This is a genomic window from Hathewaya massiliensis, assembly GCF_902143515.1.
GTDB classification, from domain to species: domain Bacteria; phylum Bacillota; class Clostridia; order Clostridiales; family Clostridiaceae; genus Hathewaya; species Hathewaya massiliensis.
In genome coordinates this window covers 92918-114885 of sequence record NZ_CABFVD010000004.1, presented here as the reverse complement: position 1 = coordinate 114885, position 21968 = coordinate 92918, and the positions used below count along the sequence as shown (strand labels likewise).

The 21968-nt window shown below is 29.6% G+C and carries 22 protein-coding genes and 1 riboswitch; of the genes, 21 read left to right on the top strand and 1 reads right to left on the bottom strand.

The genetic code is table 11. The annotated features are described in order from the left end of the window. The first annotated feature begins 20 nt into the window (after positions 1 to 20). The 16 genes from pstB to coaBC all read left to right on the top strand — a co-directional run bounded on the left by pstB (position 21) and on the right by coaBC (position 14771). The gene (pstB, locus tag FNZ64_RS09025; RefSeq protein ID WP_142414477.1) at positions 21 to 773 is read left to right on the top strand and encodes a phosphate ABC transporter ATP-binding protein PstB; all 753 of its coding nucleotides are present in this window, start codon (positions 21 to 23) and stop codon (positions 771 to 773) included. A gap of 38 nt (positions 774 to 811) precedes the next feature. After that, complete coding sequence (phoU, locus tag FNZ64_RS09020; protein WP_142414476.1) at positions 812 to 1468, top strand: phosphate signaling complex protein PhoU; 657 nt, start codon at positions 812 to 814, stop codon at positions 1466 to 1468. Positions 1469 to 1521: 53 nt separating this feature from the next. Further along, on the top strand, positions 1522 to 2403 hold the full coding sequence (locus tag FNZ64_RS09015) for a substrate-binding domain-containing protein (protein ID WP_142414475.1): 882 nt from the start codon (positions 1522 to 1524) through the stop codon (positions 2401 to 2403). Positions 2404 to 2727: 324 nt separating this feature from the next. Continuing rightward, the gene (locus FNZ64_RS09010; protein ID WP_142414474.1) at positions 2728 to 4062 is read left to right on the top strand and encodes a DUF512 domain-containing protein; all 1335 of its coding nucleotides are present in this window, start codon (positions 2728 to 2730) and stop codon (positions 4060 to 4062) included. Between the two features lie 2 nt (positions 4063 to 4064). Further along, a complete protein-coding gene (gene der, locus FNZ64_RS09005; RefSeq protein WP_142414473.1) occupies positions 4065 to 5393 on the top strand; it encodes a ribosome biogenesis GTPase Der in 1329 nt (442 codons plus the stop codon). Next, the gene (locus tag FNZ64_RS09000) at positions 5386 to 6390 is read left to right on the top strand and encodes an NAD(P)H-dependent glycerol-3-phosphate dehydrogenase (RefSeq protein ID WP_142414623.1); all 1005 of its coding nucleotides are present in this window, start codon (positions 5386 to 5388) and stop codon (positions 6388 to 6390) included. Before der ends, FNZ64_RS09000 begins: the two co-directional genes overlap by 8 nt. Positions 6391 to 6464: 74 nt before the next feature. Continuing rightward, complete coding sequence (gene spoIVA / locus FNZ64_RS08995; RefSeq protein WP_142414472.1) at positions 6465 to 7943, top strand: stage IV sporulation protein A; 1479 nt, start codon at positions 6465 to 6467, stop codon at positions 7941 to 7943. A gap of 151 nt (positions 7944 to 8094) precedes the next feature. Continuing rightward, entirely contained in the window at positions 8095 to 8259 is a 165-nt protein-coding gene (locus FNZ64_RS14700) for a hypothetical protein (RefSeq protein ID WP_185903735.1), read from the top strand. A 14-nt stretch (positions 8260 to 8273) separates the two neighbouring features. Beyond that, positions 8274 to 8486: a hypothetical protein gene (locus FNZ64_RS08990; RefSeq protein WP_142414471.1), complete on the top strand. Its 213-nt coding sequence runs from the start codon at positions 8274 to 8276 to the stop codon at positions 8484 to 8486. Between the two features lie 138 nt (positions 8487 to 8624). Continuing rightward, on the top strand, positions 8625 to 9611 hold the full coding sequence (locus tag FNZ64_RS08985) for an asparaginase (RefSeq protein WP_142414470.1): 987 nt from the start codon (positions 8625 to 8627) through the stop codon (positions 9609 to 9611). A 114-nt stretch (positions 9612 to 9725) separates the two neighbouring features. Continuing rightward, positions 9726 to 9825, top strand: a riboswitch (purine riboswitch). A gap of 105 nt (positions 9826 to 9930) precedes the next feature. Then, on the top strand, positions 9931 to 11313 hold the full coding sequence (locus tag FNZ64_RS08980; RefSeq protein ID WP_142414469.1) for an NCS2 family permease: 1383 nt from the start codon (positions 9931 to 9933) through the stop codon (positions 11311 to 11313). Between the two features lie 253 nt (positions 11314 to 11566). Beyond that, positions 11567 to 12448, top strand: a complete 882-nt coding sequence (locus FNZ64_RS08975) for a YicC/YloC family endoribonuclease (RefSeq protein ID WP_142414468.1) — start codon at positions 11567 to 11569, stop codon at positions 12446 to 12448. A 20-nt stretch (positions 12449 to 12468) separates the two neighbouring features. Further along, a complete protein-coding gene (gene remA, locus FNZ64_RS08970) occupies positions 12469 to 12741 on the top strand; it encodes an extracellular matrix/biofilm regulator RemA (protein ID WP_142414467.1) in 273 nt (90 codons plus the stop codon). 1 nt (position 12742) lies between these two features. Beyond that, a complete protein-coding gene (gmk, locus tag FNZ64_RS08965; protein WP_142414466.1) occupies positions 12743 to 13357 on the top strand; it encodes a guanylate kinase in 615 nt (204 codons plus the stop codon). Beyond that, positions 13350 to 13574 (top strand): DNA-directed RNA polymerase subunit omega, encoded by a 225-nt coding sequence (rpoZ, locus tag FNZ64_RS08960; RefSeq protein WP_142414465.1) that lies wholly within the window; start codon positions 13350 to 13352, stop codon positions 13572 to 13574. Before gmk ends, rpoZ begins: the two co-directional genes overlap by 8 nt. Continuing rightward, positions 13575 to 14771, top strand: coding sequence for a bifunctional phosphopantothenoylcysteine decarboxylase/phosphopantothenate--cysteine ligase CoaBC (gene coaBC / locus FNZ64_RS08955; protein WP_142414464.1), 1197 nt, complete (start codon positions 13575 to 13577; stop codon positions 14769 to 14771). It begins immediately after the preceding gene. Positions 14772 to 14875: 104 nt separating this feature from the next. Here the strand turns inward: coaBC and FNZ64_RS08950 are convergent, their stop codons facing one another. Then, positions 14876 to 16093, bottom strand: a complete 1218-nt coding sequence (locus FNZ64_RS08950) for an IS701 family transposase (RefSeq protein WP_185903624.1) — start codon at positions 16091 to 16093, stop codon at positions 14876 to 14878. A gap of 186 nt (positions 16094 to 16279) precedes the next feature. On the opposite strand from FNZ64_RS08950, the gene priA reads away from it, so the two are divergent. The 5 genes from priA (at position 16280) to rsmB (ending at position 21966) form a co-directional block, all read left to right on the top strand. Next, the gene (gene priA, locus FNZ64_RS08945) at positions 16280 to 18484 is read left to right on the top strand and encodes a primosomal protein N' (RefSeq protein ID WP_142414622.1); all 2205 of its coding nucleotides are present in this window, start codon (positions 16280 to 16282) and stop codon (positions 18482 to 18484) included. A 13-nt stretch (positions 18485 to 18497) separates the two neighbouring features. Continuing rightward, positions 18498 to 18950 (top strand): peptide deformylase, encoded by a 453-nt coding sequence (def, locus tag FNZ64_RS08940; protein ID WP_142414463.1) that lies wholly within the window; start codon positions 18498 to 18500, stop codon positions 18948 to 18950. A 2-nt stretch (positions 18951 to 18952) separates the two neighbouring features. Continuing rightward, a complete protein-coding gene (fmt, locus tag FNZ64_RS08935) occupies positions 18953 to 19885 on the top strand; it encodes a methionyl-tRNA formyltransferase (RefSeq protein ID WP_142414462.1) in 933 nt (310 codons plus the stop codon). A 77-nt stretch (positions 19886 to 19962) separates the two neighbouring features. Then, positions 19963 to 20625, top strand: coding sequence for a zinc metallopeptidase (locus tag FNZ64_RS08930; RefSeq protein WP_142414621.1), 663 nt, complete (start codon positions 19963 to 19965; stop codon positions 20623 to 20625). Positions 20626 to 20643: 18 nt separating this feature from the next. After that, complete coding sequence (gene rsmB / locus FNZ64_RS08925; protein ID WP_142414461.1) at positions 20644 to 21966, top strand: 16S rRNA (cytosine(967)-C(5))-methyltransferase RsmB; 1323 nt, start codon at positions 20644 to 20646, stop codon at positions 21964 to 21966. Positions 21967 to 21968: the final 2 nt, after the last annotated feature.

The following is a 21968-nucleotide window of genomic DNA, read 5'->3' as shown; positions in this document are numbered from 1 at the left end:
AAGGAGAGGGGGAAAACTAAATGAATATAATAGATGTAAAGGATTTAAATCTTTACTATGGAAGTAATAAAGCATTAAATAATGTTAATATAAAAGTTGAAAAAAATGAAGTTACGGCCTTAATTGGACCATCTGGCTGTGGTAAATCTACTTTTTTAAGAACTATAAATAGAATGAATGATTTGATTGAAGGAGTTAAAATTACAGGAGAAATAAACTTCGAAGGAAATAATATATATTCAGAGGAATATGATATTATAAATTTAAGAAAAAGAATTGGTATGGTTTTTCAAAGACCCAATCCGTTCTCAATGTCTATATATGATAATATAGCTTATGGTCCTAGAATTCATGGTATAAAAGAAAAGCATAAGTTAGATAAAATTGTTGAAGAAAGTTTAACTGGGGCTGCTATATGGAATGAAGTTAAGGATAGACTCCATAAAAATGCACTAGGCTTATCAGGAGGGCAACAACAGAGGATATGTATTGCCAGAACCTTAGCTGTAAGTCCAGAAGTTATACTTATGGATGAACCAACTTCTGCTTTAGACCCTATTTCAACTTCAAAAGTAGAAGAACTTATGGGGGAGCTTAAAAAAAATTACACAGTTATAATAGTAACTCATAATATGCAACAGGCAGGTAGAATTTCAGATAAAACAGCTTTTTTCTTAAGCGGAGATTTAATTGAATGTGGACGTACAGAAGACATATTTTATAATCCTAAAGATAAGAGAACAGAAGATTATATAACTGGAAGATTTGGCTAAAATATGTTTAAAATTATAATTAGAAAGTTGGTGTAATAATGGTTAGATCAGGTTTTGAATCCAGTTTACGTGATATGCATAATGATTTATTAAGAATGGGTAGCATAGTAGAAAAACAAATTTTTGATTCTATTAAAGCTCTAGAGAATAGGGATTTAGAGTTAGCCGAAAAAGTAATTAAAAATGATGATATAATAGACAATACTGAAAAAGAAATTGAAGATATGGCAATTAAACTTATTGCAATGCAACAACCATTAGCAAGTGATCTTAGAACTATATTTACAACTACGAAAATAGTAACAGACCTTGAAAGGATAGCAGATCATGCTGTTGATATTGCTAAGATAACAAAAAAATTAAGTAAAGATGAATATGTACGTGAGCTTGTATATATTCCTAAGATGAGTGAAATAGTAAAAAGCATGATAAAAGATTCCTTGGATGCATATGTAGAAGGAAGCATAGATAAGGCTTATGAAGTGTGCAGACGAGATGATAAAGTTGACGAATTATATAAAATAGTTTTTAATGAGATGATTGAAATAATGAAGAATAATTCCGAGCATACTAATCAAGCTACACAATTTTTGTTTGTTTGTAAGTTTTTAGAGAGAATAGCAGATCATACAACTAACATTTGTGAATGGACTATTTACTTAGTTACAGGTAAACAAGTAGATTTGAACGAATAAAATTTAAAATAAGGAGAAAACTAAAAAAAAGACTAAAGAACAGGAGCATGTTTATGAAAAAAATTTTAGTTTTCTTTTTAATTTTTATATCTATATTCGTCTCTTCTTGTAGTAGCAAGAAGGAAGAGAATAATACAAATCAGAGTAGTGAAAGTTCAAAAATAACTTTATATACAGATGAATCCTTAAAGCCTATGATTGCAGATATATCAAAGGATTTTAATTTAAATGTTAATAAAAAAATAAACTTTAAAACAGTATCAAAAGCAGAAGTAGAAAAATTAATAAAAGAAACTAATAAGGGTAAAGAAGACGGCAAGTCAAGTAGCAAAAGTACTGAGAGTGAGGAAATTAGAATTTTTATAGGTTATGATATAGAAAAAGAAAATTATAAAAGCGAAACTATAGCAAAGGACGGAATAGCTATTATATCAAGTGAAGAATTTCCTATGGATAATATAAACATAGAAAAATTAAGAGATATTTATAGTGGGAAAATTAAAAGTTTAAAAGAAATGGAAAATATTGATGTTAAAAATAAGACAGAAGATAAAATTAATTTTATTACTTTACAAGAAAATAATTTTTTAAGACATAAGTTTGATGAAAAGGTTATGAGAATTCCTTCAAATCTAAATTATGGTGAAGAATGCACAATAGTTAATTCCTTAGAAGAAGCATTACAAAAGATAAGTGATAAAAACACTATAGGATATTCTAATATGCAGAACATAAAAACACATTGTAAAGTTTTAAAATTAAATGGTGTTAATTTTTCAAAGAATAGCATTGAAGCGGGAGTATACCCTTTAGTATATGAAATTAAAATCACCTATAAGAAAGAAGAAGAGAAAAGTATAGAAGAATTTATTAATTATATTAAAAGCGATGAAGGAAAAAAAATCATACAAAATTATTGTATAGGACAAAAATAATAAATAGATTTCTAAGTTCAAAGGGAGCTATGAGCTTAGTATTACTTATCTAGAGACTTAGCCACCTCTACTGCTTTTTCACAGCTTACTATTAGAGTTGGTAGGTATAGAATAAAAACCTTCTTTTAATATAATAAAGAAGGTTTTTTATAGTTTTACTTGTTATATGTTTTTGTATATATTTAAGGAGATATTTACTATATATTAAATCATTAATAAAAAATAAATTTTTATTAGCTTATCCTAGTATAATTTCAGATTGACTTAATTTAAGAATTACTGTATTATAATTTGATGTATAATTATAACCAAGGAGAGGGATATATGAAAAATTATATAAGTCATATAGAACCTAATAGCATAGCAGAAGAGGTAGGAATTGAAGTAGGAGATTATCTGCTTTCTATAAATGCCAAAGAGGTAAAAGATATAATTGATTATAAGTTTTTAATAACTGATGAGTTTTTAATACTAAGTATAGAAAAATCCTTCGGGGAAATATGGGAAGTAGAAATAGAAAAAGATTATGATGAGGATCTGGGATTGCAATTTAAACAAAGTATTATGGATAGTGCTAGAAGTTGCACTAATAAATGCATATTTTGTTTTATAGATCAAATGCCTAAAGGCATGAGGAAAACTTTATATTTTAAAGATGATGACTCTAGATTAGCTTTTCTTCAAGGGAATTTTGTTACTTTAACCAATATGAAAGAAGAAGAAATTCAAAGGGTTATAGATTATAAAATTAGTCCTATAAATATTTCAGTACATACCACTAATCCTGAACTTAGGGTTAAAATGCTTAATAATAGGTTTGCAGGAAAAATATATGATTATATGAAACGATTCTCAGAAGCTGGTATAATAATGAATTGCCAGATAGTTCTTTGTCCAGGTATTAATAATGAAGAAGAATTAGTTAAAACTGTAGAAGATTTATTTAAATTGTACCCCCAAGTTAAAAATGTAGCTGCAGTTCCAGTAGGTGTAACTAAGTTTAGAGAAGGACTTTATAAGCTTGATACCTATGCTAGAGAAGAGGCCAAGAAAGAAATAGAAAATTTAAAGTTTCTTCAAGAAAAGTATATGAAAAAAATTGGGGAACCTTTTATAAGGTTATCTGATGAGTTCTATGTTTTAGCAGAAGAGGAAATACCTGCGGATGATTTTTATGGGGACTTTGGTCAACTGGAAGATGGGATAGGTATGATCAGAATTTTTAGGACTAATATTGAAAGTACATTAACAGATCTTCAATGTAATAAAAAGGGAAGCTTTACTATGGTAACAGGTGTTTCTGCCTATAATGAGATAAAAAAAGCAGCAGAAAAGATTATGAAAAGAAATCCTAATATAAAAATTACAGTGGAGAAAATTAAAAATGATTTTTTTGGCGAAACAATAACTGTAGCAGGCTTAATTACAGGTACAGATATAATTAAAAATCTACAACATAAAGAGTTAGGAGAATATATAATACTTTCTAGTAATATGGTGAGAAAAGGGTATGAATTAGCTGAAGATAATAAACAGATACTGTTAGATGATTATACCATTGAAGATTTAGAAATAGAGCTAGGAAGAAAAGTTATTTTATGTGATTATACTGGTGAAGATTTAATTAACAAATTAAATAATTTTAGCAAGGAGGAATAAATATGGCAAAACCCATAGTAGCAATTGTAGGAAGGCCTAATGTGGGCAAATCTACCTTATTTAATAAATTAGCAGGAGAGAGAATAGCTATTGTAGAAGATACACCTGGTGTTACAAGAGATAGAATATATGCACAATCTGAATGGTTAAACCATAAATTTACTATAATTGATACAGGAGGTATTGAACCTGAATCAGAAGATATTATCTTTTCACAGATGAGAAGACAGGCACAAATAGCTATAGAAACTGCAGATGTAATTATGTTTGTGGTAGATGGAAAACAAGGTATGACAGACTCAGACAATGAAGTAGCTCAAATGCTTAGAAAAAGTAATAAACCTATAGTTTTAGTAGTAAATAAGATAGATAGATTAGAGCAAGAAAGTAACTTATATGAGTTCTATAATTTAGGACTTGAAAATCCAATAAGTATATCTGCAAATCAAGCTTTAGGTCTTGGAGATATGCTAGATGAAGTGGTTAAACACTTTAAAGATATAGAAGCTTTAGAAGATGAGGAAGAAGATGTTGTTAAAGTAGCAGTAGTAGGAAAGCCTAATGTAGGGAAGTCCTCTCTTATAAATAAAATACTTGGAGAAGATAGAAATATAGTTAGTAACATTCCAGGAACCACTCGTGACGCTATAGATAGTTATATAGAAACAGAAGAAGGAAAGTTTATTTTAATAGATACAGCAGGAGTTAGAAGAAAAAGTAAGGTAAAAGAGGAAATTGAAAGATATAGTGTAATTAGGAGTCTTACATCTATTGAAAAAGCTGATGTTTGTATACTTGTTATTGATGCAGAAGAGGGATTAACAGATCAAGATGAAAAGATAATAGGTTTTGCTCATGAACAAAATAAAGCTATTTTAATTATAGTGAATAAATGGGATTTAATAGAAAAAGATAACAAAACTTTAGATGTGTATACTAAACAATTACAACAAGGACTTAACTTTATGTCTTATGCAGAATATTTATTTATATCTGCAAAAACTGGCCAAAGAGTTAATAGAGTATTAAAAGCAGTTAAAAAATGCTATGATAGTTATTGCTTTAGAGTTCAAACAGGCCTACTTAACGATATAATTAGTAAAGCAGTTATGATGCAAGAACCGCCAGTAGTAACTGGTAGGAGACTTAAAATATACTATGTAACTCAAATAGGTATAAAACCTCCTACTTTTGTATTCTTTGTAAATAACCCACAACTTGTACATTTCTCTTATAGAAGATACTTAGAAAATCAGTTAAGAAATGGATTTGACTTTAAAGGAACTGGTATTAAGTTTATTTTCAGAGAAAGGAATGAAAAGAATGACTAAGGTAACTTTTATTGGAGGGGGCAGTTTTGGAACTGCCCTTTCTATTGCATTAGCAAGAAAAGAAAATATAAATATTACTATATGGGATAGAAGTAAAGAGGTTATTGATGATATAAATTTAAATCATAAGAATTCTAAATATTTAAAAGATATTGACTTATCAGATAGAATAAAGGGAGAAAATGACATAGAAATAGCCGTAAAGAATGCAGACTATGTGGTTTTATCTCTACCATCTCATGTTATTCGTCAGTATTGCAGTAAAATATCTAAATTAGTGAATAAAAATACTATAATAATAAGTATTGCAAAAGGTTTAGAACAGGGGACTTTAAAAACAATGTCAGAAATAATCGAGGAAGAAATGCCTGATAATCCTGTGGTTATTTTATCAGGACCAAGTCATGCAGAAGAAGTTAGTATTGGTATTCCTACAGCTATAGTTGCATCCTCTAAGGATAATAGGGTTGCAGAAAAGGTTCAAGATATTTTTATGGATGAAAAGCTAAGAATATATACTAATAATGATATTATAGGAGTGGAACTGGGGGGAGCTGTAAAAAATATCATAGCTCTTGCAGCAGGAATATTAGATGGTGCAGGTTATGGTGATAATGCTAAAGCAGCACTTATGACAAGAGGTATGAGTGAGATTATTAGAATAGGAGTAAAATTAGGTGGAAATCCTAAGACCTTTTACGGATTAACTGGAATGGGAGACTTAATTGTAACTTGTACAAGTATGCATAGTAGAAATAGACGTGCTGGAATTTTAATAGGTAAGGGATATTCTATGGAAGAAGCTTGTACAGAAGTTAATATGGTGGTTGAAGGTGTAAAGGCTTGTAAGGCTATATATGAGTTAAAAGAAAGAATAGGAGTGGCTATGCCTATTACAGAAGCCCTATATGATGTTTTGTATAGGAGTAAAGATGTAAAAGATGTTATTCTAGAACTTATGACTAGAGATAAAAAAGATGAAATAATTGATTTTTAGTAAAAAGTAGTTATAAATGTATGTGTACCTAAATATATATATAATGTTAAAACGTATATAGGAGGGTATATATATTGGAAAATTTTGATATATATAAGGATATTGCAGAAAGAACCCAGGGAGATATATATGTTGGTGTAGTAGGGCCTGTTAGAACAGGTAAATCCACTTTTATTAAAAGATTTATGGATCTTATGGTAATTCCCAACATAGAAAATCCTCATAAGAAGGAAAGAGCAAAAGATGAACTTCCACAAAGTGCATCTGGAAAAAGTATTCATACAACAGAGCCCAAGTTTGTGCCTAATGAAGCAGTAGAAATATCCTTTGATGAAAGTACAAAGTTTAAAATAAGAATGGTTGACTGTGTAGGATATATTGTAAAAGGTGCCTTAGGCTATAAAGAAGGTCAAGGGGATAAGATGGTTACAACGCCATGGTATGATTATGAGATTCCCTTTGAAGAAGCAGCAGAAATCGGGACTAAAAAAGTAATAAATGAACATTCTACTATAGGCATAGTAGTTACTACTGATGGTAGTGTAACAGGAATAAATCGTGATGATTATATGGAAGCAGAAGAGAGAGTTATAAATGAGCTAAAGATTATTAATAAACCTTTTATAGTAGTATTAAATAGTAAAAATCCACAGGGCGAAGAGACCTTAGAGTTAAAGAAGTCCATGGAAGAAAAATATGATGTACCAGTTCAAGTAATTGACGCTCTAAATATGACAGAAGAACATATTAAAAATATATTTGAAAATATATTAAAAGAATTCCCAGTAAAAGAAATAAAAATTGATATGCCAGAATGGATAGAAAAACTTAATCCAGGTCATTGGTTAAAAATTGATTTTTTAAATGTAGTAAAGGACCTATGCAAAAATATATTTAAGTTAAGGGATGTTAGACAATCCTTTAGAAGTGTTGAAACAGTTGACTTCCTTCAAGGGTCTAGGTTAAATGAAATAAATATGGGAGATGGTACGGCTAGTATCGAACTTAATCCTAAGTCAGGGCTTTTTTATAAAGTTTTAAGTGAAGTTAGTGAGTGTGATATAAGAGGAGAAAGTGAGCTTTTAAATATAATGGAGGATTTCCATAAGGCAAAAAAGGAATATGATAAAATTAAAGATGCCCTAAGAGAAGTTAAAGAAACAGGGTATGGCTTAGTGGCACCTCAGCTTTCTGAAATGAGACTAGAAGAGCCTGAGATAGTAAAGCAAGGTACAAGATATGGAGTGAAGTTAAAAGCCAGTGCACCTTCCCTTCACTTAATTAAGGCTGATATTCAAACAGAGGTTTCTCCAATTATGGGAACAGAGAAGCAAAGCGAAGAGTTGGTTAAATCTATCTTAGAGCAATTTGAAAATGATCCTTCTGAGATATGGCAAAGTAATATGTTCGGAAAGTCTCTTGAAGTTTTGGTTAAAGAAGGTCTTCAGAAGAAATTATATAAAATGCCAGAGGATGTTCAAGTAAAAATTCAAAAGACTCTAGAAAAAATTATAAATGAAGGTAACGGAGGACTTATCTGTATAATATTATAGATATCTTTAATGAATTTAGGCAATTTGAGAAATCAAGTTGCCTATTTTTGTGCTTATATTAGAAAATATAAAAGCATAAAAACTTAGATATAGGGAAAATATAAGTATGAATAGTACAAAATAAAAAGGATAATCTAATATGGAGGGTAATATGATTAAAAAATTTAAAAAAGGTGAATATGAAAAAGCAGTAGAGAAGGCTAAAGATATGATGAATAGAGGAATAGGCAGTTTAGAGATAATGAGCGAGACTGGTTTGGATGAAGGGCATATAAGCAAAATACAAACTAAAAAATATCAAAAGGAAAATGATTAACTTAGGAGGAAGAGATGGATAGTAGGATAGAGAAGTATGCTGAAAAAGGGTATAAGCTTTTAAATGTTGCAAGGGATGTTCAAAAGAATACTGGAGAAGAAATATTAAAAGTGGAACTTAAGGATTTAGATGGTGAAATAAAAATTTTAGAATATGATGATAATTGTGGTGATGAAGTAGAGAAAATCATATTTACCTATTTAAAGGATAAAGAGGGTTTTTCTTAATAAAAAGAGGCTAGATAATTTTTAAATTTTCTAGCTTTTTTTATGCAATTAAACTGACAGAATTAAAATAAAGATATATAATATGTATGGAAATATACTTGGTAAATAAGTATATAAAAATTTTAGGAGGTTGTTATTATGAAGAAGGTAGCTGTTGTATTTAATGGTGGCACAATAACAATGAAGGTTGATCCAAAACTTAAGGCTGCTATTCCTACTTTAAGTGGGGAGGAGATTATGTCCATGGTAACTGGAATAGAAGAATATACAGAAATAGAAACATATACTTTTTCAAGTTTGCCAAGTCCTCATGTAACTCCAGAACTTATGATGGACCTTTCAATATACATAAAAAAGTTATTAGATAGAGAAGATATAATAGGAGTTGTTACAACTCATGGTACTGATACTTTAGAGGAAACCGCATATTTCTTAGATTTAATTATAGATTCACAAAAACCTGTTATAGTTACAGGTTCCATGAGAAATAGTTCTGAACTTGGGTATGATGGACCTGCAAATCTTTCAGCATCTATTTGTACAGCCATGTCGCCTAAAGCTAAGGGGAGAGGAGTTTTAGTTTGTTTAAATGATGAACTCAATTGTGCAAGTGAAGTAACTAAAGAGCATTCAATGCATTTAAATACTTTTAAAAGTCCTGAGTTTGGACCTATAGGTGTGGTAGATAATAATGAAGCTATATTTTATAGGGATAACTTAAATAAGCAAAAAATATTAACTGATAAAATTGATCCAAAGGTGGATCTTATAAAATCAGCAGCAGGTATGGATGGCAAATTAATAGATTTTTGTGTAAAAGAAGGGGCTAAAGGAATTGTAATAGAAGCTATGGGAAGAGGAAATATACCTCCTAAAATGGCTGAAGCTGTAGATAGGGCAATTAAAAGTGGGGTTGTAGTAGTGCTTGTTTCTAGATGCTTTAAAGGAAGGGTTTTAGATAGTTATGGATACTTAGGTGGAGGTAAAGGATTAAGAGAGTCTGGTGTTATTTTTGGGGACAGGCTTCCAGGACAAAAAGCTAGGATAAAGTTAATGCTAGCTTTAGGTAAAACTGAAAATAAAGAAGAAATAAGAGAAATATTCGAACAAGATTTATATAAATAAAAAAAGTTGATTATATGGGATTTAAATAAAAATTACGAATTATAATTTAAAAAACAAATAAAATGTTCGTAAATCTATTGACAATATGATTCTACTTTGATAATATAGTCATATAAATAATTGCATATAGATGCTTATATAATACTGATAATACGGATCAGTAGTTTCTACCGAATACCATAAATATTCGACTATGAGCTTATCTTTAGCTATGTTTGTAAAATTTTCACTAAAAGTTTCGTGAAATGATTACATTACTAAAAACCTTAGGATAACTCATCTTAAGGTTTTTTATTTTTTAAAAAACGGGGGGAAAGTAATGGAGAATTTTTTCAAACTCAAAGAAAATGGCTCAGATGTAAAAAAAGAAGTTATTGGAGGTATAACTACATTTTTAACCATGGCGTACATAATCGTAGTTAATCCTGACATACTTAGCGTTACTGGTATGGATAAAGGGGCATTGGTTACAGTAACATGTATAACAGCAGCTTTTGCCACAATATTTATGGGACTTTATGCGAATTTACCATTTGCTCTAGCTTCAGGTATGGGGCTTAATGCATATTTTGCTTTTACAGTATGTAATCCAAAGGGTATGAATATACCATGGGAGATGGCATTAACTGCTATATTCATAGAAGGATTAATTTTTATATTGCTTTCTTTAACTAGAGCTAGGGAAGCTGTTGCAAATTGTATTCCTAAAAATCTTAAGCTAGCGGTAACTGCGGGTATAGGTCTTTTTATAGCATTTATAGGCTTTGTAAATGCTGGAATTGTAGTTTCTAACGAAGCAACAAAGGTTTCAAAGGGAGATTTAACTTCACCAACAGTAATTATAGCTGTTATTGGGATATTAGTAATTATAATTTGTGAGATTAAAAAGATAAGGGGCGGAATATTACTAGGAATATTAGCTAGTACTTTAATTGCATGGGGATATGCTTTTATATCACCAGAGTCTGCAGCATCTCACATGATATTTGCTCCAAATGGAATTTTTAAATTTGCAAGTATGAAGCCAATTGCATTTAAACTGCAAATTCAACATATATTAGATGCAGATAAAATAGGGAAATTTATAGTAGTAGTATTTTCATTTTTATTTGTAGATTTCTTTGATACTTTAGGAACCTTAGTAGGAGTTGCCTCTAAAGTAGATATGGTAGATAACGAAGGTAAAGTTAAGAACGCGGGCAAGGCACTTTTAGTAGATGCTGTTGGTACTACAGTTGGAGCTGTATTAGGGACTTCTACTGTAACCACTTTTGTTGAAAGCTCAGCAGGAGTCGCACAAGGGGCTAGAACAGGACTTGCATCTGTTGTTACGGGAGCATTATTTTTAGTTGCTATGTTCTTTTCACCTTTATTTATAAGTATACCTTCATGTGCTACAGCACCAGCACTTATAATTGTAGGGATATTTATGATGCAAAATGTAGTTAATATAGACTTTAATGATCTTACAGAAGGAGTTCCAGCCTTTTTAACTATTGCTTTAATGCCTCTTACTTATAGTATTGGGGATGGATTAACTTTAGGAATTTTATCTTATGGAATAATAAATGGGATATATAATATAATGAGAAGGACAAAAGGGCAGGAAAGAAAAAACGTTTCTTCTATAGTATATATACTTTCAATAGTTTTTATTTTAAATATAATAGCACCATCAATTTTATCAAAGTTCTTTAAATAATGGTGAATATTACATATACTATGATTAAAGACACTTACCATAATACATGGAAGTGTCTTTAATCTTTATTATTTTTGAATTTTATATATTTTAAAGGTTGATTTTTTTAGTAAAATATGTTTTAAATATTATGATAAGATTAAAACTTGAAATATAGGCTTTTTATTAGGTATAATTAATAGCATGTATGTATAATTAATATTATAATTGAAATTATGAGTAATAGAGTGCAATTGGAAGGTGGATAATTAGCATGGTAAAAAGTATGACTGGTTTTGGAAGAGGAACTTGTAGTGAAGGGGATAAGACCTTTATAATAGAAATGAAAAGTGTAAATCATAGGTTTCAAGAAACTTCTATAAAGTTTCCTAGGATTTTCTTATCTCTTGAAGACAAGGCTAGAAACTTAATTAATCAACATATTAAAAGAGGAAAAGTTGATGTATATATAACACAAAAAGATTACAATAAACAGTCCACAGAGGCTATACTAAATATGAATTTAGCAAAAAGTTATCTAAAATGTCTAAAATCTATTAATGAAGAGTTAAATTTAAGAGAAGATATAACTGTAAGTTCACTTTCAAGATTTCCTGAAGTTATAAGTCTTGAACAAAAAGAAGAGAGCTTGGATGAAGTATGGGTTAGTATAGAATCTGCACTTAGAGAAGCTCTAGATAAACTTTTATTAATGCGTAATAGTGAAGGTGAAAAACTACAAGAAGATTTAATCTTAAAATTAGACAATATAAAATCCTTAATTGCTAAGATAAATAAAAGAACACCTTTTGTAGTAAAAGAATATAAAGAAAAATTATCTTCAAGATTAAAGGATTTATTAGATGATAAACAGAATTATGATGAAAGCAGAGTTGCTATGGAAATTGCAGTTTTTGCTGATAAGGCTAGTATAGATGAAGAGATAACAAGATTAAATAGTCATATAGAACAAATAAAATCAACACTTAAGTTAGAAGAACCTATAGGAAGAAAATTAGATTTCATTGTTCAAGAGATGAATAGGGAAGCTAACACTATAGCTTCAAAGGCCAATGACTTGGAAATTCTAAATTATACTCTTGAATTAAAAAGTGAAATTGAAAAAATAAGAGAACAAGTTCAAAATATAGAATAAAATTTTCTAGGAGGGTTATTATGAATATTAAATTAATTAATATTGGTTTTGGTAATATAGTGTCAGCAAATAGGTTGGTAGCTATAGTAAGTCCAGAATCTGCACCAATTAAAAGAATAATACAAGAGGCAAGAGATAGGGGTATGCTTATAGATGCCACTTATGGAAGAAGAACTCGAGCTGTTATTATAACAGATAGCGATCATATTATATTATCTGCTGTTCAACCTGAAACTGTTGCTCATAGATTATCAGTAAAAGATGAAGAAGCAGTGGATGAGGTGGAAGAATAAAATGATAAAAAAGGGGTTATTAATAGTAATATCAGGGCCTTCAGGTGCAGGAAAAGGAACTGTTTGTAGGGAACTTTTAAAAGATAAAAGTTATTGGCTATCTGTATCAGCAACTACTCGTCTTCCTAGAGAGGGTGAGATTGAGGGAACTAGTTACTTTTTTTTAGGTAAAGAAACCTTCTTAGAAAAACTAAGCAAAGGAAATTTTTTAGAGTACGCTGAAGTATATGGTAATTATTATGGAACTCCAAAGGATAAGATAGAAGATAAACTAAATGAAGGCATTGATGTAATTTTAGAGATAGATATTCAAGGTGCTTTAAAAGTTAAGGATATATGTCCAGAAGGAGTATTTATATTTATAATGCCACCTTCTATGGAGGAGCTAAAAAATAGAATTATAGGAAGAGGTAGTGAGACAGAAGAAAGCTTAAACTTAAGGTTTAAGTCAGCTTTTCAAGAACTAAACTACGTATCTAGATACAATTATGTAGTAATTAATGATATTATAGAGGATGCAGTAAGTGAGATTAAGTCAATTATTACAGCTGAAAAATGCCGTGTTGATAGACAAAAAGATTTATGTGATAAAATAGGAGGTCTTATAAATGAATAATTCAGATTCAATGATAAATCCAGCAATAGTTAATTTATTAAAAAATGTAGATAATAGGTATTCTTTAATAATTTCTACATCAAAAAGAGCAAGACAAATTATAGATGGTGACAAAAAACTTATAGAAATAGAGTCTATTAAACCATTGACCATAGCTATAAATGAAATAGATAAAGGGGCAATAACAGTTCAAAGGGTGAAAGAAGGTATAAAATAGATGGCAACTGAAAAAACCATAGTGCTTGGAGTTTCAGGTGGTATTGCTGTTTATAAAGCATTGGAAGTAGTTAGTAAACTTAAAAAAAGAAATATGGACATTCATGTTATAATGACTAAATCTGCAAGGGAATTTGTAACTCCTTTAAGTTTTCAAAGCTTAAGTCAAAACATGGTAACCTATGATATGTTTGAAGAACCTAAAGCCTTTGAAATTCAGCATATATCTCTAGCTAAAAAAGCTGATTTAATGGCAATAGTACCTGCTACAGCTAATATTATAGGTAAGGTGTCAAATGGAATTGCTGATGATATGTTATCCACAACTATTATGGCAACAAAAGCCCCTGTATTATTTGCACCGGCTATGAATACAAATATGTATAGCAATGTAATAGTACAGAAAAATATTAAAAAGCTAAAAAGCTTAGGTTATGAGTTTATTGAACCTGAAAGTGGAAGACTTGCGTGTGGTGATGAAGGTATGGGAAAGCTTGCAAATACTGATGTGATTGTACATAGTATTTGCAGTAAGTTGTACCCTATTAAGGATTTAGTAGGTAAAAAAGTTTTAGTTACTGCTGGACCTACTATTGGGAAAATAGATCCAGTTAGAATATTTACTAATCGCTCTTCCGGTAAGATGGGATATGCCATTGCAGAAGAAGCTAGAAATAGAGGTGCAGAAGTTATTTTGATTTCTGGCCCTACTAACATAGAACCTCCATTAGGAGTAACGTTTATAAGAGTTAATACAAACGAAGAAATGTTTAATGCTGTAATGGAGTATTATGATTTTATGGATATTGTAATTAAAACAGCGGCTGTTGCAGATTATAAACCTAAAGAATATAGTTATGAAAAGATTAAAAAAGGAAGCTCTTCTTTAAATATCGAACTTATTAAAGATAGAGATATACTACTTTACTTAGGGCAAAAGAAAAAATCTCAAATTTTAGTTGGCTTTGCTGCAGAAAGTGAAAACTTAATAGAAAATGCTAAGAGAAAAATTGAGAAAAAGAATTTAGATTATATTGTGGCTAACAATATAAAAAATAGTGAAACAGGGTTTGCATCAGATTTTAACAAGGCTACTATAATATCAAAGTGTGGAGAGGAATATGAGTTAAATAAGATGAGTAAGAGCGAACTTGCAAATAGATTATTTAACTTAATAACTTTAGTTAGGCAATTTTAAAATCTAAATTAACTATTGTAGATAAAATATGCTTGTTAGCATATTTTATCCAAACTGAATAATAACACTTATCCAATTTAAATTTATGCATTTTTTAAAACTTCTTAAGCAATTTTTAGTTCTGATAAAATATCTTCTAGTTTAGTATTTTGTTTTAATTTTTCGTATATAAAGCATACAAGTGCTTTTGCCGTGAGGCTGTTTAGATACTTCTGGGTTTCACCTATAGTATTAAAATCTTTGTATTTGTAACTAACTCTAAATAATTCTAAAAAATTATAGATTAGGAATACTATAAGAAAATATCGTTCTATAGATAAAATGCTACGCATTCTATATTTATCAAAGGCTAAATTGCTTTTTAAATACTTATATGAAGTTTCTATACTCCATCTGTGTGAATAATATTTAATTATAGTTTCTGCATTTAATAAAATGTCGGTAGACAGCAAATATACTGGATTCTTGAATCCATCATCGGTAACTTCATAGCAAATAAGTACTTTAGCATAAGGGAATTTAGCAATATTACCTTCATAGGTATATACCCTATAGTCCTTACCTTCAACTGTAACGAGGTCTAAGGTGTTAGGACTAATAAATTTTTCAAATTCTGATAATTGTAGCGAAATTCCTAATGGAGATATTTTTCTGTTAGATTTAATTGCTCCTATTAGGTGGTAGCCCTTTGCTAAAGAAGCTTCTATTAATTTGTTATTTGTATACCATGAATCCATAAGACAATATATTTTTTCACACTTAGATGGAGTTTTAAAAGAAGTTATAAAATCTTTTGCAATATCAACCTTAGATTTAAAATTTTTCTTTAAATCTTCGCAAAATTCCTTTTTATAGTAAGGTTTATATTGTAAAGGAATGGATTTGTCATTTACAACAAAATTTGAAGTAACCACACAATGTGACCAAATATTTTTGCCTTCCGTATGAGAGTAATTATAAGATAGTCCTTGTATTTTCTTCGCAGATTCCTTGGAATTTACAGTATCATCTATAATCAAGAATCCTACGGATTTAGGTTTAATATTATGTTCAAGGAAAAAGTTTAAATAATTGATTCGATTGTTGTTTAAAAGACTATCGTCCCATTTAGAATGGCTTAAAAACCTGTAAATACAACTTTTGTCTTTTGAAGACAATACATTTTTAGCAATTTCAGATAAAGTTTTAGTGCCAGGTAAATTAATTAATCCATTGGCAATAGTGGTTAAATGATTAAATTGAGGCTTAGACATTCCATAGTTTACATCATTTAAGTAATTGTAAAGTTCATCATTAATGGATACAATATTAGTACTTGGCATACTTCTTACCTCCCGTGTTTGTATTTGTGTGGTAACTTTTATATAACACGGCAAGAGAAAGTATGCCATATTTATTTTTTGGTAGTATTACCAATTTAGATTTTTATTTTGCATAACTAAAGTTAATAAATAAAAAGCGCTAATGCGCTTTTTTCTTTATTGAATAATAGTGAAAAAGGTGATTTATTGAATAAACTTGCTAGTGTAATTATTAATTCTTTAAGTTCAGCTATAGATAAGGCTTTTACCTATAAAATACCAAGTGAACTAGAAAATGAAGTTAAAATAGGCCACAGGGTTAAGGTTCCTTTTGGAAATGGCAATAAAGTATCAGAAGCTTTTGTAATTGAGATTTATAACAAAGATGATTTAATTGGAAAAGATATAAAGTTAAAATCTATAAGTAAAATATGTGAGAAGTATCCCGTATTAACTAAAGAGGATATAGAACTAATAAAGATAATGCGTTCTAAATATCTATGTACCTATATAGAATGTATTAGATTATTTTTACCTACTGGAATAAGTAAGGGGGTTACTTTCAAAAAAAGAGAAATACTATATAAAATAAAGGATTTAGATGAGAAATATAAAAAAGAGCCTTACATAAGTATTATGAAAGTAATTCAAGATGAAAGTCTTATTAAAAGTGATATAACAAATAAGTATAAGCTTTCACAATCCTCTCTAAACACTCTAATAAAGCATGGATATATAGGTACAAAAGAAGAGATTGTAGATAGAATGGGTAAAAAAACATATGAAGAATATAAAAAAAAGCAGTTAAGTTTATTACAAAAGAATGCCTTACAAAGTGTTCTTAATTCTGAGGAAAAGAACTTTTTAATTCATGGAGTTACGGGAAGTGGGAAAACAGAGATTTATTTAAATTTAGTAGAACATATGTTGAGTGAAAATAAGCAGGCTATAGTTTTAGTTCCTGAAATTTCACTAACTCCTCAAATGATTGAAAGATTTAAAGGGAGGTTTGGACATAATGTAGCAGTGTTTCACAGTAAACTTTCTGATGGAGAAAGATTTGAACAATGGATGAAAGTTAAGAATAAAGAAACTAATGTGGCAGTTGGAGCAAGGTCGGCATTGTTTTTACCCTTTGAAGATTTGGGAATAATTATAATAGATGAGGAACAAGAAGGAAGCTATAAATCAGAAACAGATCCTAAATATAATGCTAGAGAAGTAGCCTTTTTAATTGGTAGACTTAAAGGGTGTAAAGTTGTTTTAGGTTCTGCCACACCTAGCTTAGAGACTTACTATAGTGGACTTACAAAAAAAATTAAAATAATTGAAATAAATGAAAGAGTATCAAAAAAACCTCTTCCTAAATCTAAAATAATTGATATGAGAAAGGAATTAGAAGAAAATAATAAATCAATATTTAGTAGGGAGTTGTTTAACTCTATTGAAGATAGACTCTACAAGGGAGAACAGGTAATTTTGTTCTTAAATAGAAGAGGTTTTTCACCCTTTGTTTCATGTAGGAAATGTGGTTATGTATTTAAATGTGAAAATTGTGATATAAGTTTAACCTATCATACTAATGGAGACCTAGTTTGTCACTATTGTGGATATAAACAAAAATCTGTAAACACATGTCCTAAGTGTAAAAGTAAATATGTAAAGTATTTTGGTGTTGGTACAGAAAGAGTTGAGAGGGAAGTTAAAAAGTATTTTCCTAAAAGCAAAACTATTAGAATGGATTTTGATACTACAAGAAAGAAAAGTTCCTATGAAGATATGTATAATGCTTTTAAAAATAATAAGGCTGATATCTTAATTGGAACTCAGATGATAGCAAAGGGACTAGATTTTGAAAATGTTACTTTAGTAGGGGTTCTAGCAGCAGACCTCTCTCTAAATTATCCTGAGTTTAGAGCTGCTGAAAAAACTTTTCAGCTTATAACTCAGGTAGCAGGAAGGGCTGGAAGAGGGGAAAAGGAAGGTGAGGTTATAATTCAGACCTACTCTCCTGATAATTACAGCATAGTATTAGCTTCTAATAATAAATACAAAGAATTTTTCAAGGAGGAAATTAAAATAAGGAAAGCTTTAGATTATCCTCCATTTTCAAAAATGCTCTTAATAAATATTAGCTCAGAAGATAAAGCTCAGGGAGAAACTTATATTGAAAAGTTAAAAAATAGTTTAGACAATCTTCTTGACAAATATGATAAAATTAAAATGTTAGGACCCTGTCCATGCACTATTTTTAAACTTAAAAAAGAGTATAGATGGCAGATAATATTTAAAGGGAATTTTACACAAGAGTTTTCTTTCAGTGTAAAAGACGCAGTATATGATATTTTATTTAAACATAGATTTAAAAATATAAAAATAGGTTTAGACAGTAACCCTACAAACTTAATATAAGGAGGACTTAAATATGGCACTTAGAAATTTAAGATTCAATGGAGATGAAATTTTAAGAAAAAAATGCAAAGAAGTAAAGGAAATAGATAATAGAACTCTTCAATTAATAGAGGATATGAAGGAGACAATGTATAAAGAAAATGGAGTTGGACTTGCAGCACCACAAGTTGGAATATTAAAAAGAGTAATAGTTATAGATATAGGTGAGGGACCTATTGTAGCAATAAATCCTGAGATAGTTGAAATGAGCGGTAGTAATATAGATTTAGAGGGATGCTTAAGTGTACCTGGCGCTCAAGGAAAAGTTGAAAGACCTGACTATGTTAGGGTAGAAGCCTTAAATGAAAAAGGCGAAGAAGTTATATATGAAGGACGAGATTTTTTAGCTAGGGCATTTTGTCATGAGATAGATCATTTAAATGGAGTTTTATTTATTGACAAGATGAATGAAGGAGTGGAAGCTTAAATATGAAAATTGTTTTTATGGGAACCCCAGATTTTGCAGTTCCTTCTCTTAAAGCTTTAATAGATAATTATGAAGTGGAGGCAGTTTTAACTCAACCTGATAAACCAAAAGGAAGGGGAAAAAAGCTTACTGCATCCCCTGTAAAAGAATTAGCTTTAAAATATAATATTCCTATATATCAACCAATTAAATTAAAAGAGGATGAAGAAGTTAAGGCGATATTAAAAAAAATAAATCCAGACTTTATAGTAGTAGTAGCCTTTGGTCAAATATTGACAAAAGAAATATTAGATATTCCAAGGTATGGATGTATAAACTTACATGCTTCTCTTCTTCCTAAATATAGAGGAGCAGCACCAATTAATTGGGCTATTATAAATGGGGAAAAGATTACAGGTAATACCACTATGCTTATGAATGAAGGATTGGATACAGGAGATATGTTGCTTTGGAATAAGGTTGAAATAGGTGAGAACATTACAGCTGGAGAACTTCATGATATACTAATGAATACAGGAGGACCACTGCTTATAGAAACTTTAGAAAAACTTTACACAGGAGAAATAACACCTATTAAACAAGGAGAAACATCAACTATGTATGCCTCAATGTTAGGCAAGCATATGGCTAAGATAGATTGGAATGTTTCTGCAAGTGAAATAGAAATGTTCATTAGAGGATTAAATCCTTGGCCAGTAGCTTACACTTATTATGAAGGGAATTCAATGAAAATATATGAGGCAGAGGTTATTAAAAAAGATATTAGTGAAGAACCTGGAACAATTTTAAGTGTAAATCATGAGGGAATTAAAGTTGCTTGTGGAAGAGAAATATTGTTAATCAAAAAATTACAATTTCCAGGTAAGAAATCTATGGAAGTTGGAGAATATATAAAAGGAAATGATATTAAAGTTAAAAGTATACTAGGACTTTAAATATGTACTTGGGATAGAAGCTTTAGTATAAAAAATATTAAGGAGTGATTGATGTGCCTTTTTTCTATGATAGTACTATGATAATTTTATTGCCTGCTCTTATAATTTCTATGTATGCACAATTTAAGGTTAATAGTGCTTTTCAAAGATATTCAAAGGTGTTTAGTAAAAGAGGAGTTACAGGAGCAGAAATTGCAAGAATGCTTTTAGATGAGGCTGGGTTATATGATATTCCTGTAGAGCTTGTTTCTGGCAAACTTACAGATCACTATGATCCAACAAGGAGAGTAATGAGACTTTCTAATGAAGTATACTATGGAAATTCCGTTGCATCTATAGGAGTTGCAGCGCATGAGACAGGGCATGCAATTCAACATAAAGAAAGTTATTCGCCACTTATTATAAGGAATAAAATTGTTCCTGTTGTTAATATTAGTTCTAGTGCCTCTTGGTTTTTATTTTTCATAGGATTAGTTTTTAGTATACCAAGTTTAACGAGTTTAGGCATAATTTTATTTTCTGCAGCAGTTATTTTTCAAATAATAACTTTACCTGTAGAATTTAATGCATCAGCTAGAGCTATTAGGATTTTAGATACAAGAGGTATTTTGGATAAAGAGGAACTTTATGGTGCAAAAAAAGTTTTAAAAGCAGCGGCTTTAACTTATGTAGTAGCAGCCTTAACAGCAATTTCTCAGCTTTTAAGATTAATTGCATTAAGTAATAGAAATAATGATTAAATTTATATAGAGGTGCTTATGAACACAAGAAAAGTAGCAGTTGATATTGTAAATGAAGTATTATATAAAAATTCATACTCTAATTTATCACTTAATTCTAATTTAAAAAAGTATAGCTTTCAAATAAAAGATAAGGCACTTATTACTGAAATTGTATATGGTACCTTAAAGCATAAATACACTATAGATAAAATCCTCTCTTCTTTTTTAAGAGAGGGGATTGATAGTGTAGATAAGTTTGTACTTACTTTACTTAGAATATCCATATATCAATTTAAGTATTTGGATAAGGTACCTAATTTTGCAGTGGTAAATGAGGCTGTGGATATATGCAAAAAATACAACACACTTAAGAACTCTAAGCTAGTAAATGGAGTTCTTAGAAACTATTTAAGACGTGGTGAACCTAAGTTTAACTTTAAAAGTGAATCAGAAAAGCTTGCTTATGAATTTTCTTATAATCCGTGGATGGTAGAACTATTCATAGAACAATATGGTAAGGAAACCTGTATAAAAATATTAAAAGGTTTAAATGAAAGACCTTTAGTTACTGTTAGGGTGAATTCTCTTTTAGGCGATTATGAAGAGGTCTTAGATAAATTAATAACTAATCAATATGAAGTTACAGAAGGAGAAATTTGTCCAGAGGCTATAAAAATCAAAAAGGGAAGTAGTATAGAAGAAAATAAGCTTTTTAAAGAAGGACTTATAACTGTTCAAGATGAGAGTGCTATGTTAGTGGCAACATTAATGGAACTAAAAGAAGGACTAAGAGTTATTGATACTTGCAGTGCGCCTGGAGGGAAAACTACCCATATGGCAGAACTTATGGATAACAAAGGTGAAATATTAGCTTTTGATATATATGATCATAAGTTAAAGTTAATAGAAGATAATGCAAGAAGACTTGGAATAAACATTATAGAAACTAAACTTAAAAATGCAGAAGAACTTTATAATGATCTTATAGAAAGTGCAGACAGAGTATTAGTAGATGTACCTTGTTCAGGACTTGGTATAATAAGAAAAAAACCTGAAATAAAGTGGAATAAATCACAACAGGAACTAAAAAGTTTACATTCAATTCAAACTAATATATTAAATAACTCATCTAAATATGTAAAGAAAGGTGGATATTTAGTATACTCAACTTGCACATTGAATAAGGAAGAAAATGAAAGAATTATACATGAATTTTTAGAAAAAAATAAAGAGTTTAAATTAGATAAAATTTATTTAGGTAAAGTTGAAAATATAATATATAATGAAGAAGGTTATATTACTATTTTACCTAATGAGCATATGGATGGATTTTTCCTGTGCAAAATTAAGAGACAGTAGGT

What these genes read in the sequence shown, in the direction of transcription:
- pstB (WP_142414477.1), top strand. Translation starts at nt 21, where the DNA reads ATGAATATAATAGATGTAAAGGATTTAAATCTTTACTATGGAAGTAAT.
- phoU (WP_142414476.1), top strand. Translation starts at nt 812, where the DNA reads ATGGTTAGATCAGGTTTTGAATCCAGTTTACGTGATATGCATAATGAT.
- FNZ64_RS09015 (WP_142414475.1), top strand. Translation starts at nt 1,522, where the DNA reads ATGAAAAAAATTTTAGTTTTCTTTTTAATTTTTATATCTATATTCGTC.
- FNZ64_RS09010 (WP_142414474.1), top strand. Translation starts at nt 2,728, where the DNA reads ATGAAAAATTATATAAGTCATATAGAACCTAATAGCATAGCAGAAGAG.
- der (WP_142414473.1), top strand. Translation starts at nt 4,065, where the DNA reads ATGGCAAAACCCATAGTAGCAATTGTAGGAAGGCCTAATGTGGGCAAA.
- FNZ64_RS09000 (WP_142414623.1), top strand. Translation starts at nt 5,386, where the DNA reads ATGACTAAGGTAACTTTTATTGGAGGGGGCAGTTTTGGAACTGCCCTT.
- FNZ64_RS14700 (WP_185903735.1), top strand. Translation starts at nt 8,095, where the DNA reads ATGATTAAAAAATTTAAAAAAGGTGAATATGAAAAAGCAGTAGAGAAG.
- FNZ64_RS08990 (WP_142414471.1), top strand. Translation starts at nt 8,274, where the DNA reads ATGGATAGTAGGATAGAGAAGTATGCTGAAAAAGGGTATAAGCTTTTA.
- FNZ64_RS08985 (WP_142414470.1), top strand. Translation starts at nt 8,625, where the DNA reads ATGAAGAAGGTAGCTGTTGTATTTAATGGTGGCACAATAACAATGAAG.
- FNZ64_RS08980 (WP_142414469.1), top strand. Translation starts at nt 9,931, where the DNA reads ATGGAGAATTTTTTCAAACTCAAAGAAAATGGCTCAGATGTAAAAAAA.
- FNZ64_RS08975 (WP_142414468.1), top strand. Translation starts at nt 11,567, where the DNA reads ATGGTAAAAAGTATGACTGGTTTTGGAAGAGGAACTTGTAGTGAAGGG.
- remA (WP_142414467.1), top strand. Translation starts at nt 12,469, where the DNA reads ATGAATATTAAATTAATTAATATTGGTTTTGGTAATATAGTGTCAGCA.
- gmk (WP_142414466.1), top strand. Translation starts at nt 12,743, where the DNA reads ATGATAAAAAAGGGGTTATTAATAGTAATATCAGGGCCTTCAGGTGCA.
- rpoZ (WP_142414465.1), top strand. Translation starts at nt 13,350, where the DNA reads ATGAATAATTCAGATTCAATGATAAATCCAGCAATAGTTAATTTATTA.
- coaBC (WP_142414464.1), top strand. Translation starts at nt 13,575, where the DNA reads ATGGCAACTGAAAAAACCATAGTGCTTGGAGTTTCAGGTGGTATTGCT.
- FNZ64_RS08950 (WP_185903624.1), bottom strand. Translation starts at nt 16,093, where the DNA reads ATGCCAAGTACTAATATTGTATCCATTAATGATGAACTTTACAATTAC.
- def (WP_142414463.1), top strand. Translation starts at nt 18,498, where the DNA reads ATGGCACTTAGAAATTTAAGATTCAATGGAGATGAAATTTTAAGAAAA.
- fmt (WP_142414462.1), top strand. Translation starts at nt 18,953, where the DNA reads ATGAAAATTGTTTTTATGGGAACCCCAGATTTTGCAGTTCCTTCTCTT.
- FNZ64_RS08930 (WP_142414621.1), top strand. Translation starts at nt 19,963, where the DNA reads ATGATAATTTTATTGCCTGCTCTTATAATTTCTATGTATGCACAATTT.
- rsmB (WP_142414461.1), top strand. Translation starts at nt 20,644, where the DNA reads ATGAACACAAGAAAAGTAGCAGTTGATATTGTAAATGAAGTATTATAT.